Raw genomic sequence first — 12,366 nt, forward strand, 5'->3', positions numbered from 1 at the left:
GGCTGCGATCTTTTGATCTTAAAGCACTTTGCTGCCAATACTCACGCCGAGTGTATGACTGGCCCCCGGAGCCAAAGCCACCACATCACCCATCACATTTGCCGTTTCAATGCACAGCATGCGTTGCCAGCCATCGTCGGCCATGTCGCTGAAAGCCGCGGCGCGTTCGGTCCATGGGTTCCAGATTACAGCCGAACGTGAACCGGAACTGGTGAGCTCGATACGCCGCTCCCAGGACGGGTCGACAATGCTGAGCTGGGTCGGCGTATCGAGGTAAATGCGATCGGTTTCGCCGGTAAAGTGCAAGTCACCGGACTGGGTCACGGTTTTCCAGTCGTCCAGCGTCTCGATATAGCTCAGCCCGTCCAGCCCTTCGACATGCACATTTCGCACATCACTGACGGCGAAATAGCTGTGCAGCGCCTGGCTGATCGTGACGGTGTCGGTGCCCTGGTTGTGACTGGTCAGGCTGATATGCAGTTGCTCATCCAGACGAATGCTCAACTTCAGGTCGACCTTGTGCGGCCAGCCAGGCAAGCCGCCTTCGGGGCAAGGCAAGAGGAACTCGATCTTCAGGCTTTCGCCCTCGGCCTCGATGCCGCCCAATTCCCAGTCGATCGCCCGTACCAGCCCGTGAGCGGCGGCGGGTTCGCTGCTGACGCGCATTGCCTGGACACTCTGCGGGTTGCGCGCCAGGTTGCCGAACCACGGCCAGCACACTGGCACACCGGCGCGGATACTTTTGCCCGCCTTGAACACGGCCTCGTCGTTGAGCCAGATCAGCGGTGGCTGGCCGGCCACTTGATAGCTGAGGATGTGCGCGCCTTGCTGGGCCACCAGCAATTCGGCCTGGCCGTGGCGGATGCGCCAGCAGTTCAGTTCATCCAGTTTGACGGCTTCAACGTTGGGCGTGCTCATGGGACAGCTCTCGATCAGTAACAATGACTGCAATGGACCGCAAAACGCTTATCGGGTTTAACGCAGCCCGTTTTTAACGTGCCCGGGGCGGAACCGAACGAGTACGGCCGCTGCCATCGATGGCGACGAACACAAACACCGCTTCGGTAACTTTGCGCCATTCGCTGGACAGTGGATCGTCGCTCCAGACCTCGACCATCATCTGGATCGAGCTGCGGCCGATTTCCAGTGCCTGGGTATAGAAGGAGAGCTGGGCGCCCACTGCGACCGGAACCAGGAATGCCATGCGGTCGATCGCGACAGTGGCCACGCGACCGCCAGCCACCTTGCTGGCCATCGCAGTACCGGCCAAGTCCATCTGCGCCACCAGCCAGCCGCCGAAAATATCGCCAAAGCCGTTGGTTTCGCGAGGAAGCGCGGTAATTTGCAGGGCCAGGTCGCCTTGCGGGATCGGATCTTCTTGTTCGAGCTCTATCATGCGGGGGGTGCCTCTGACCCGTGACTCTTCGTTGTGTAGCGGATAAATAGCCGTCCTGGAAAAACGATTCATCCCCGAACTCACTGCGTTCGTCACGTTTTTCGTAAGGCGCCTAAAGGGAAACTCTGCGAAATCGCCTATGAACCTGACAGGCGTTTTCGCACAGCAACCCCTTACAAGCTATTACACAATTGCGAGTATATCGGTCGATAGACTCCGATACGACCGTCCGGTTCTCATTTTGCCCATCAAATACGCGCCTCTATGTGCTTTTTCGAACAATTTGCTATCGTGCCGGTCCTGCCCGAGCCCTTGCCAGCGTTGTTGGGGCGGCAGACCTGACTATAAGAGAAGCCCTTGCCATGACCACAGCGCCCTCGAGTATCGCGCAGCCTTCCCCATCCGCACGTCCGCTGACCCGCAACGACTACAAGACGCTATCGCTGTCGGCCCTGGGCGGCGCGCTGGAGTTCTACGATTTCATCATTTTCGTGTTCTTCGCCACGGTGGTGGGCAAGCTGTTCTTCCCGGCGGACATGCCCGAGTGGCTGCGCTTGATGCAGACTTTTGGCATCTTCGCCGCCGGCTACCTGGCGCGGCCACTGGGCGGCATCGTGATGGCGCACTTTGGGGACCTGTTGGGGCGCAAGAAGATGTTCACCCTGAGCATCTTCATGATGGCGGTGCCAACCCTGATCATGGGCCTGTTGCCGACCTATGCACAGATCGGCATGTGGGCGCCGATCCTGTTGCTGCTGATGCGGGTGATCCAGGGCGCGGCAATTGGCGGTGAGGTGCCGGGTGCCTGGGTCTTCGTTTCTGAACACGTACCGCAACGGCATGTCGGCTATGCCTGCGGCACCCTGACCAGCGGCCTGACGGCGGGTATCCTGCTGGGTTCCCTGGTTGCCACGGCGATCAACAGCATTTACACGCCAGTTGAAGTGGCGGATTACGCCTGGCGGATCCCGTTCCTGCTCGGTGGCGTGTTCGGTCTGTTCTCCGTGTACCTGCGCCGTTGGCTGCACGAAACTCCGGTGTTCGCCGAGCTGCAGCAGCGCAAGGCTCTGGCCGAGGAGGTGCCGTTGCGCGCGGTGCTGCGTGACCATCGCGGTGCAATTGCCATTTCGATGCTGCTGACCTGGCTGTTGTCCGCCGCCATCGTGGTGTTGATCCTGATGACCCCGACCGTGCTGCAGACGGTGTACCACTTCGCGCCAACCACCGCGTTGCAGTCCAACAGTGTGGCAATCGTGTTCCTGAGCATTGGCTGCATCATTGCCGGTGCGTTAGCGGATCGCTTTGGTGCGGGGCGTGTGTTCGTTGTCGGATGCACGGCATTGCTGGCCAGTTCCTGGACGTTCTATCACAGCCTGGCCGACCATCCCGAATGGTTGTTCCCGCTGTATGCCCTGACTGGTCTGCTGGTGGGCACCATCGGCGCGGTACCGTACGTGATGGTCAAGGCGTTCCCGCCAGTGGTGCGTTTCAGCGGCCTGTCGTTCTCGTACAACGTGGCCTACGCGATTTTCGGTGGTTTGACGCCGATGGTCGTCAGCCTGCTGCTCAAGGAAAGCCCGATGGGACCGGCGTATTACGTGGCGGTGCTGTGCGGGGTCGGGATTTTGGTGGGGGCGTATCTCTGGAAGAAAGGGCGCTAATTCACCGCCGATCGTTCCCACGCTCTGCGTGGGAACGCAGCCAAGGTCGCTCCGCGGCCCTTCCTAAAGCTGGAACGCGGAGCGTCCCTTGAGGCATTCCCACGCAGAGCGTGGGAACGATCTGTCGGCAGATGCTGGCCTTTCATCCAATTGTCATATTTCAGCCATAGAGTGTTCACACGGCCTGCTGATACTTGGCCCCGAATAACACACCCTATCTGCTAGGAGTAAGGCATGAAACTGAAGCGTTTGATGGCGGCAATGACTTTTGTCGCTGCTGGCGTTGCGACTGCCAACGCGGTTGCCGCTGTTGACCCTGCTATCCCGAGCTACACCAAGACCACTGGTGTGTCGGGCAACCTGTCCAGCGTCGGTTCCGATACCCTGGCCAACCTCATGACCCTCTGGGCTGAGAACTACAAGAAAGAATACCCGAACGTAAACATCCAGATTCAGGCCGCCGGTTCGTCTACCGCGCCACCTGCGCTGACCGAAGGCACCGCTAACCTGGGCCCGATGAGCCGCAAGATGAAGGATAACGAGCTGCAAGCCTTCGAAACCAAGTATGGCTACAAGCCAACCGCTATCCCGGTTGCCGTGGACGCCTTGGCTGTATTCGTGCACAAGGACAACCCGATCAAGGGCCTGACCATGGCTCAAGTCGACGCGATTTTCTCCTCGACTCGCCTGTGCGGCGCCAAGACCGACGTCAAGACCTGGGGTGATCTGGGCGTGACCGGTGACCTGGCCAACAAGCCGCTTCAACTGTTCGGTCGTAACTCGGTATCCGGCACCTACGGCTACTTCAAGGAAGAAGCCCTGTGCAAAGGCGACTTCAAGCCAAACGTCAACGAACAGCCAGGTTCGGCTTCGGTCGTGCAGTCGATCAGCTCCTCGCTGAACGGTATCGGTTACTCGGGCATCGGCTACAAGACTGCCAGCGTGAAAACCGTTGCCCTGGCCAAGAAAGAAGGCGGCGAGTTCATCGAAGACACCGAAGAAAACGCCCTGAACGGCAAGTACCCGCTGTCCCGCTTCCTGTACGTATACGTCAACAAGGCCCCGAACAAGCCTCTGGCCCCGCTGGAAGCCGAGTTCGTGAAGCTGGTTCTGTCCAAGCAGGGCCAGGAAGTCGTGGTGAAAGACGGCTACATCCCGCTGCCAGCCAAGGTTGCAGCAAAAGCACTGGCTGACCTGGGTCTGCAGGAAGGTACCGAAGTCGCAAAAAAGTAAAACCCTGATCCGGGGCTAACCCCGGATCTCTTTGGGGGGCTTGTGTGGTGAGGGGATAAATCCCCTCGCCACGGAATTGCGTTCCAACACCCCCAAATTTTTCGCTCCGCTGCCGGTTTCACCGGGCGGCGGATTTGTTGCGTCACTGCACTGTCATCTTTCTGTCATACAGGATCGCTAGGGTGTGCGAATGAATGATCTGGCCAATTCCACAATGACTACAAATCCCCCCAAGCGAATTGATTTCAATACGCCTGAGCTACAACGCAAGCGCCGTATCCGCGCGCTCAAGGATCGCCTGACCCGTTGGTACGTCCTGGTGGGCGGCCTCGCCGTTCTCGGCGCGATCACGCTGATCTTTTTCTTCCTCGCCTACGTCGTTGCGCCCCTGTTTCAGGGGGCCAGCCTGACATCCAAGGACGCCATCACGCCGGCCTGGATGCAAGACGCCGGCAAGCCGTTGATGATCTCCCTGGAAGAGCAGAACCAGGTCGCGATGCGGGTTTCCGACAAGGGCCAGGCACTGTTCTTCGACATCGACAGTGGTGTCGAACTCAAGCGCGTCGATCTGCCGATCCCGGCCGGTGCCAGCGTGACGTCCATCGGTGACGACCAGCCAGGTCACCCACTGGTGGCGGTGGGCTTGTCCAACGGCCAGGCCATGGTGTTCCGCCACACCTACAAAGTCAGCTACCCGGACGGCAAGAAGACCATCTCGCCAGCCATTGAATACCCGTATGGCGAATCCCCGATCACGCTGAACGAGGCGGGTGGTGCGCTGGAACACGTCAGCCTCAACGCCAACGATTCGACCCTGATGCTGGTGGGTTCTACCGGTTCGCAACTCAATGTTTTGTCGCTGACCAGCGAAGAAAACATGATGACAGGCGAAATCACCAGCGAGCAGAAGCGCATCGATCTGCCGCAGATGACCGAGCCGGTGAAGAACATTTTCGTCGACCCGCGTCAGCAGTGGCTGTACGTGATCAACGGTCGTGCCCAGGCCGACGTCTTCAGCTTGCGTGACAAGAGCCTGAACGGTCGCTACAAACTGCTGGAAAACGGTGAAGCCGAAATTACCGCCAGTACCCAGCTCGTAGGCGGCATCTCGCTGATCCTTGGCGACTCCAAAGGTGGTCTGGCCCAGTGGTTCATGGCCCGCGACCCGGATGGTGAGCAGCGCCTGAAGCAGATCCGCACCTTCCAGATGGGCACCACGCCCATCGTTGAAATCACCGCCGAAGAGCGCCGCAAGGGCTTCGTCGCCCTCGACGCCTCGGGCAAGCTCGGCGTGTTCCACAGCACCGCACACCGTACCCTGCTGGTCGACCAGGTGGTCGAAGGCCAGGGCCTGTTCGGTCTGTCGCCACGGGCCAACCGCGTGATCGTGGAGGCCGGCGGCAAGTTGCAACCGTTGCTGCTGGACAACCCGCACCCGGAAGTGTCGTGGAGCGCGTTGTGGAGCAAGGTCTGGTACGAGAACTACGACGAGCCTAAATACGTCTGGCAATCGACCGCCGCCAACACCGACTTCGAACCCAAGCTGAGCCTGTCGCCGCTGACCTTCGGTACCCTGAAAGCCGCGTTCTACGCCATGCTGCTGGCCGCTCCACTGGCCGTCGCCGCGGCGATCTACACCGCGTACTTCATGGCTCCGGGCATGCGCCGCAAGGTCAAGCCGGTGATCGAGCTGATGGAAGCGATGCCGACGGTGATCCTCGGTTTCTTCGCCGGTCTGTTCCTCGCCCCTTATGTGGAAGGGCATCTGCCGGGCATCTTCAGCCTGCTGATGTTGCTGCCAATCGGCATCCTGGTCGCCGGTTTCACCTTCAGCCGACTGCCGGAATCGATTCGCCTGAAAGTCCCTGACGGCTGGGAAAGTGCCCTGCTGATTCCAGTGATCCTGTTCGTCGGCTGGCTGTCGTTGTACATGAGCCCGTTCATGGAGAACTGGTTCTTCGGCGGCGACATGCGCATGTGGATCTCCCACGACCTGGGCATCACCTACGACCAGCGCAACGCCCTGGTGGTCGGCCTGGCCATGGGCTTCGCAGTCATCCCGAACATCTACTCCATCGCCGAAGACGCCGTATTCAGCGTGCCGCGCGGCCTGACCCTGGGCTCGCTGGCCCTCGGTGCAACGCCGTGGCAGACCATGACCCGCGTGGTGATCCTCACCGCCAGCCCGGGCATCTTCTCGGCGCTGATGATCGGCATGGGTCGTGCGGTCGGCGAAACCATGATCGTGTTGATGGCCACCGGTAACACCCCGGTCATGGAAATGAACCTGTTCGAAGGCCTGCGTACCCTGGCCGCCAACGTCGCGGTGGAAATGCCGGAGTCGGAAGTCGGCGGCAGCCACTACCGCGTGCTGTTCCTCTCGGCGCTGGTGCTGCTGCTGTTCACCTTCGTCATGAACACCCTCGCGGAACTGATTCGTCAGCGTCTGCGCAAGAAATACTCGTCGCTTTAAGAAAGGTAGAAGTCTGTGAAACAGAACTCCCTGAAAGGATGGTTCAAGAGCGGCGCCCCGGGCGTCTGGATCAGCGGTGGCGCGGTGTCCATCGCGGTCATCATGACCATTGGCCTGCTGGCGGTGATTGCCGTGCGCGGCCTGGGTCACTTCTGGCCGGCGGACCTGATCCACGCCAGCTACGACGTGCCGGGCCAGGCCAATCATTTGGTCATCGGCGAAGTAGTGCAGAAGGAAGAAGTGCCACGTGCGCGTTTGAAGAGTGCCGGCCTGCCGGTGCCTGAGGACGGCCCGGAGTTCATGACCCGCGAGCTGATCAAGGTCGGCAACCGTGACCTGAACGGCACCGATTTCACGTGGATCGTCGGCGAGTGGCTGACCAATCAGAAAACGCCGGTCGAATTGATGGCGCTTGAGCGTCGCGAGTGGGGCAATTTCTACGGCTACCTGGTCAACGTCAAACAGGACGGCAAGGTGATTGCCGAAGGCGAGGCTGCATGGCCCGAGCTGCAGGCGCGGATCAACCGCGTGAATCAGCTGGCTGCCCAGCTCAAGACCCTGGAGAAGTCCGACATCGGCGCGATCAACGCCGGTCTCGAACGCATCCGCCTGCACGGCCGCAAATTGGAACTGGACGGCAAGCTCGACGCCGCTGCGCAAGCGGACATGGAATCCGAGCGCGCCGAGCTCAATGCCCGTTATCAGGACATCGAGGCCCGTCTGGGCGATCTGCACGCGCAGTTCAACCGCGACAGCCTTACTGCCCGCGATGCCAACGGCAAGGAAATCGAAATCAGCCTCGGTAAAGTGGTTCACGCCTACCAGCCGAACGCCATGGGCACCTTTACCAAGATCGGTTTCTACTTCAGCAAGGTCTGGGAGTTCCTGAGCGACGACCCGCGTGAAGCGAACACCGAAGGCGGGATTTTCCCGGCGATCTTCGGCACCGTGATGATGACGTTGATCATGGCGATGATCGTGACCCCGTTCGGCGTACTGGCCGCGGTGTACCTGCGTGAATACGCCAAGCAGAACACCCTGACCCGGGTGATCCGCATCGCGGTGAACAACCTGGCGGGCGTTCCGGCGATCGTCTATGGCGTGTTCGGGCTGGGCTTCTTCGTCTACGTGCTGGGTGGCTCACTCGACCGCCTGTTCTTCCCTGAAGCCTTGCCGGCGCCGACCTTCGGTACACCGGGCCTGTTGTGGGCATCGTTGACCCTGGCGCTGCTGGCGGTGCCGGTGGTGATCGTGGCCACCGAAGAAGGCCTGGCGCGGATTCCTCGCACCGTGCGTGAAGGCTCGTTGGCCCTCGGCGCGACCAAGGCGGAAACCTTGTGGAAGATCGTATTGCCAATGGCCAGCCCGGCCATGATGACCGGCATGATCCTCGCCGTGGCACGCGCCGCGGGTGAAGTGGCGCCGCTGATGCTGGTGGGTGTGGTGAAGCTGGCGCCGTCGCTGCCGGTGGATGGTAATTACCCTTACCTGCACCTGGACCAGAAGATCATGCACTTGGGCTTCCACATCTATGACGTCGGTTTCCAAAGCCCGAACGTCGAAGCCGCGCGGCCGTTGGTGTACGCCACGGCGCTACTGTTGGTGCTGGTGATCGCGACGTTGAACCTGTCGGCCGTTTATATCCGTAACCACCTGCGCGAGAAGTACAAGGCGCTGGATAGCTGATTAGCAGCAGCAATTATTTCTATGTGGGAGCGAGCCTGCTCGCGAAGCTTTTGGCGCCATTGATGGCCCCTTCGCCAGCAGGCTGGCTCCCACAAAAATTGAACCGAATTTGTTAGCACAGGGAGCCTCCCATGCAGCACGAAGCACATACCCACGGCATCAACATGTCGGCCCTGGGTCGCGACAAACAGAGCCTGAGCCTCGAGCAGGAAACCGTGGCCATCGAAGTGCCGGGCCTGAGCCTGTTCTACGGCGACAAACAAGCACTGTTCGACGTCAGCATGAACATCCCGAAACAGCGCGTGACCGCCTTCATCGGCCCGTCCGGCTGCGGCAAGTCGACGCTGCTGCGCACCTTCAACCGCATGAACGACCTGGTGGACGGTTGCCGTGTCGAAGGCGCGATCAACCTCTACGGCAACAACATCTACCGCAAGGGCGAAGACGTGGCCGAGCTGCGTCGTCGCGTCGGCATGGTGTTCCAGAAGCCGAACCCGTTCCCGAAAACCATCTACGAGAACGTGGTCTACGGCCTGCGTATCCAGGGCATCAACAAGAAACGCGTGCTCGACGAAGCGGTTGAGTGGGCGTTGAAAGGCGCGGCCCTGTGGGACGAAGTCAAAGATCGTCTGCATGAATCGGCGCTGGGCTTGTCCGGTGGTCAGCAACAACGCCTGGTGATTGCCCGTACCATCGCCGTGGAGCCGGAAGTGCTGCTGCTCGACGAACCTTGCTCGGCACTCGACCCGATCTCGACACTGAAAGTCGAAGAGCTGATCTACGAGCTGAAATCCAAGTTCACCATCGTCATCGTGACCCACAACATGCAACAGGCCGCGCGGGTTTCCGACTACACGGCGTTCATGTACATGGGCAAACTGGTGGAATTCGGCGATACCGATACCCTGTTCACCAATCCGGCGAAGAAGCAGACCGAAGACTACATCACCGGTCGTTATGGCTAGTAAGCGGTTGTTGCTCACTAAACTGACGCTGCGGTCCACCGCACCTTACCGGACGCTCCAAGGACGCCAACATGATTAGTAAAGAAGGCCTTACCCACCACATTTCCGCGCAGTTCAACGCCGAGCTCGAGGAAGTGCGCAGCCACCTCCTGGCCATGGGCGGGCTGGTCGAAAAGCAGGTCAACGACGCGGTCACCGCGCTGATCGAGGCCGATTCCGGCTTGGCCCAGCAGGTGCGTGAGATCGACGACCAGATCAACCAGATGGAACGCAATATCGACGAAGAATGCCTGCGTATCCTGGCCCGTCGTCAGCCGGCGGCGTCCGACTTGCGTTTGATCATCAGCATTTCCAAATCGGTGATCGACCTGGAGCGCATCGGTGACGAAGCGACCAAGATCGCCCGTCGCGCCATCCAGCTGTGCGAAGAAGGCGAAGCGCCGCGGGGTTACGTCGAGGTTCGCCACATTGGCGACCAGGTGCGCAACATGGTCCGTGATGCGCTGGATGCCTTTGCCCGTTTTGACGCCGACCTGGCCTTGTCGGTGGCGCAGTACGACAAGATCATCGACCGTGAGTACAAGACGGCCCTGCGTGAACTGGCGACCTACATGATGGAAGACCCACGCTCTATCTCGCGGGTCTTGAGCATCATCTGGGTACTGCGTTCGCTGGAGCGCATCGGCGACCACGCACGCAATATCTCGGAGCTGGTGATTTACCTGGTGCGAGGCACAGACGTACGTCACCTGGGCCTCAAGCGCATGAAGGAAGAAGTTGAAGGAACCAGCGGCGAAACCGCTAATGTTCCGGGCAAATCTGACGATAAGTAAGATTGCCCAATTAAAGCGCCCGGCCTATTGGCCGGGCGTTTTCGTTTGGGAGTCGCCGGGATTTTTTAAAGGGGTTGTGGATGAGTAAGGTCAGTGTGTTGGTCGTGGACGATGCTGCGTTCATTCGTGACCTGGTGAAGAAATGCCTGCGCAACTATTTCCCGGGCATGCGCATCGAAGACGCGGTCAACGGCCGCAAGGCGCAGTCGCTGCTGGCCAGGGAGGCATTCGACCTGGTGCTGTGCGACTGGGAAATGCCAGAGATGTCCGGCCTGGAGCTGCTGACCTGGTGCCGCGAACAAGACAGCCTCAAAGGCATGCCATTCGTGATGGTGACCAGTCGTGGCGACAAGGAGAACGTCGTCCAGGCGATCCAGGCCGGCGTTTCCGGCTACGTCAGCAAACCCTTCACCAACGAGCAACTGATCACCAAGGTCAAGCAGGCGCTGCACAAGGTCGGCAAACTCGACAGCTTGATCAGCGTGGCGGCGACCAAAACGATCTCGGCATTTGGTAACGACACCCTGAACGCATTGACCAGTGGCAAGCCTGCCGTGAGTGCTCCGGCGCCCGCGGCAGCATCCCCAGGGTTGCTCAACAGCCCACCGGTCAAGGCTCCGGTGGCTGCTACTGGCGGCGGTGGACGCGGCCAGGGTCAGCTGCGGCTGCCCAACGGCATCCAGCCGTGCGTGATCAAGGCGCTGAGCCTCAAGGAAGCGCTGCTGGTGGTCAAGCGCACCGACAGCCTGCCGCAGGTCCTCGACAGCGCCGTACTGGATCTGGAGCAGGGCGAGAGCGCCGAAGTGGCCCGCCTCAATGGCTACCTGCACGCTGTGGTGGCCCACGAGCCCAAGCCCGACAGCGACTGGCTGCAGCTGACCTTCCGCTTTGTCGATCAGGATGCGCAGAAACTCGACTACATTTCGCGATTGATCGCTCGTGGTACGGCGCAGAAGCATTTCATTCCTGGCGCTTAAGACCGCCTTCGCGAGCAAGCCCGCTCCCACAGGGTTTGCGCCGACCTGTAGGTGCGAGCTTGCTCGCGAAGAGGCCCTCGAAATCACCGTACATCCATCTGAACATCTGCCGACTTCACAGGTCCATTGCGCCTGCTAGGCTCAATCCAAAACCTGAATCGACAGAATCCCGCCCATGTTCGCGCGCCTACTGTTTTTCTGTGGTCTTTTCATCGCCTCGACTTCGGCCATGGCAGTGACCATCTACAAGTCCACCGACGCCAGTGGCGTGGTCTCCTACAGCGACCGCCCCACGAAAGGCTCCAGCGTGTTCACGTTCCGCGATCGCATGGTCGAGAACTTCGAGCGTCAGGTGTACCTCGTGATCATGAAAAAGGACGGCGTGGACAGCGTCTACGTTCGCAATGACCTGTATGCGCCGGTCGAAATCGAATTGAGCTTTACCGGGTTGAACAACGTCAGCGGTGCACCGAGTCGTCCCATTCGTCGGGTAATGCCATTGCGAAGCAGCATTCGCCTGGCGCAGCTCACGCCGACCAGGGCCGGGCGGCCGCTCGCCTACCTTCCCAAGTTCGAATATTCCCTGGGCGACCCCGAAGGCGCTGCCGTGGCCTACCGATACCCGTACCCCTGGCGTGGCGGACCGTTTCGCGTGAGCCAGGGCGCCGAAGGCCAATACAGCCACTTCGGCCCGAGGAATCGCTACGCCATCGACATCGCCATGCCGGAAGGCACGCCGATCATTGCCGCGCGGGGCGGGATCGTGGTGAAGACCGAAAACGGGCAGACCGGGCGCGGTACCGATCCGTCGGGCAATTTCGTGCGGGTGCTGCATGATGACGGGACGATGGGCGTGTACCTGCACCTGCAAAAAGGTTCGGTCAGCGTGCGCGAAGGGCAGCGGGTCGTCGTGGGCAGCCCGCTGGCGCTGTCGGGCAATACCGGCAACAGCAGCGGGCCGCATCTGCACTTCGTGGTGCAGCGCAATACCGGCATGGGGCTGGTGTCGATCCCGTACCAGTTCAAGCAACCGATGGGGGCGTTACCCAACTTCGCGCTGGGCAAACAATAATGCGTTGACTGATCTGACGCCTTCGCGAGCAGGCTCGCTCCCACATTTGAAATGCATTCCAATGTGGGAG

The 12,366-nt window shown here is 60.4% G+C and carries 10 protein-coding genes; 8 read left to right on the forward strand and 2 right to left on the reverse strand.

Features of this window, described 5'->3' with window-relative positions:
• Window positions 1-18: 18 nt before the first annotated feature.
• Together AC1Q8Q_RS09845 and AC1Q8Q_RS09850 are read right to left on the reverse strand one after the other, a co-directional pair.
• Entirely contained in the window at window positions 19-918 is a 900-nt protein-coding gene (locus AC1Q8Q_RS09845; protein ID WP_492615004.1) for a D-hexose-6-phosphate mutarotase, read from the reverse strand.
• Between the two features lie 73 nt (window positions 919-991).
• Window positions 992-1,396 (reverse strand): acyl-CoA thioesterase, encoded by a 405-nt coding sequence (locus tag AC1Q8Q_RS09850; RefSeq protein WP_007896491.1) that lies wholly within the window; start codon window positions 1,394-1,396, stop codon window positions 992-994.
• Window positions 1,397-1,758: 362 nt separating this feature from the next.
• Here AC1Q8Q_RS09850 and AC1Q8Q_RS09855 point away from each other — a divergent pair, with 362 nt between their 5' ends.
• The 8 genes from AC1Q8Q_RS09855 (at window position 1,759) to AC1Q8Q_RS09890 (ending at window position 12,296) form a co-directional block, all read left to right on the forward strand.
• Window positions 1,759-3,057, forward strand: a complete 1,299-nt coding sequence (locus AC1Q8Q_RS09855) for an MFS transporter (RefSeq protein ID WP_168757000.1) — start codon at window positions 1,759-1,761, stop codon at window positions 3,055-3,057.
• Window positions 3,058-3,291: 234 nt separating this feature from the next.
• A complete protein-coding gene (locus AC1Q8Q_RS09860) occupies window positions 3,292-4,290 on the forward strand; it encodes a phosphate ABC transporter substrate-binding protein PstS (RefSeq protein ID WP_020797934.1) in 999 nt (332 codons plus the stop codon).
• 190 nt (window positions 4,291-4,480) lie between these two features.
• Window positions 4,481-6,763 (forward strand): ABC transporter permease subunit, encoded by a 2,283-nt coding sequence (locus AC1Q8Q_RS09865; protein WP_033042684.1) that lies wholly within the window; start codon window positions 4,481-4,483, stop codon window positions 6,761-6,763.
• Between the two features lie 15 nt (window positions 6,764-6,778).
• The gene (pstA, locus tag AC1Q8Q_RS09870; protein ID WP_020797932.1) at window positions 6,779-8,449 is read left to right on the forward strand and encodes a phosphate ABC transporter permease PstA; all 1,671 of its coding nucleotides are present in this window, start codon (window positions 6,779-6,781) and stop codon (window positions 8,447-8,449) included.
• A 131-nt stretch (window positions 8,450-8,580) separates the two neighbouring features.
• Entirely contained in the window at window positions 8,581-9,414 is an 834-nt protein-coding gene (gene pstB, locus AC1Q8Q_RS09875; RefSeq protein WP_020797931.1) for a phosphate ABC transporter ATP-binding protein PstB, read from the forward strand.
• A gap of 71 nt (window positions 9,415-9,485) precedes the next feature.
• Complete coding sequence (phoU, locus tag AC1Q8Q_RS09880) at window positions 9,486-10,247, forward strand: phosphate signaling complex protein PhoU (protein ID WP_008064514.1); 762 nt, start codon at window positions 9,486-9,488, stop codon at window positions 10,245-10,247.
• A gap of 80 nt (window positions 10,248-10,327) precedes the next feature.
• Window positions 10,328-11,224, forward strand: a complete 897-nt coding sequence (locus tag AC1Q8Q_RS09885; RefSeq protein WP_020797930.1) for a response regulator — start codon at window positions 10,328-10,330, stop codon at window positions 11,222-11,224.
• A 175-nt stretch (window positions 11,225-11,399) separates the two neighbouring features.
• Window positions 11,400-12,296 (forward strand): peptidoglycan DD-metalloendopeptidase family protein, encoded by an 897-nt coding sequence (locus AC1Q8Q_RS09890; RefSeq protein ID WP_168756999.1) that lies wholly within the window; start codon window positions 11,400-11,402, stop codon window positions 12,294-12,296.
• Window positions 12,297-12,366 lie beyond the last annotated feature (70 nt).

The sequence above is a fragment of the Pseudomonas sp. GW823-FHT06B06 genome, assembly GCF_058795195.1.

Excerpts from the sequence above, each read along its gene's own strand:
- AC1Q8Q_RS09845 (WP_492615004.1), bottom strand. The coding sequence starts at position 918 with ATGAGCACGCCCAACGTTGAAGCCGTCAAACTGGATGAACTGAACTGC.
- AC1Q8Q_RS09850 (WP_007896491.1), bottom strand. The coding sequence starts at position 1,396 with ATGATAGAGCTCGAACAAGAAGATCCGATCCCGCAAGGCGACCTGGCC.
- AC1Q8Q_RS09855 (WP_168757000.1), top strand. The coding sequence starts at position 1,759 with ATGACCACAGCGCCCTCGAGTATCGCGCAGCCTTCCCCATCCGCACGT.
- AC1Q8Q_RS09860 (WP_020797934.1), top strand. The coding sequence starts at position 3,292 with ATGAAACTGAAGCGTTTGATGGCGGCAATGACTTTTGTCGCTGCTGGC.
- AC1Q8Q_RS09865 (WP_033042684.1), top strand. The coding sequence starts at position 4,481 with ATGAATGATCTGGCCAATTCCACAATGACTACAAATCCCCCCAAGCGA.
- pstB (WP_020797931.1), top strand. The coding sequence starts at position 8,581 with ATGCAGCACGAAGCACATACCCACGGCATCAACATGTCGGCCCTGGGT.
- phoU (WP_008064514.1), top strand. The coding sequence starts at position 9,486 with ATGATTAGTAAAGAAGGCCTTACCCACCACATTTCCGCGCAGTTCAAC.
- AC1Q8Q_RS09885 (WP_020797930.1), top strand. The coding sequence starts at position 10,328 with ATGAGTAAGGTCAGTGTGTTGGTCGTGGACGATGCTGCGTTCATTCGT.
- AC1Q8Q_RS09890 (WP_168756999.1), top strand. The coding sequence starts at position 11,400 with ATGTTCGCGCGCCTACTGTTTTTCTGTGGTCTTTTCATCGCCTCGACT.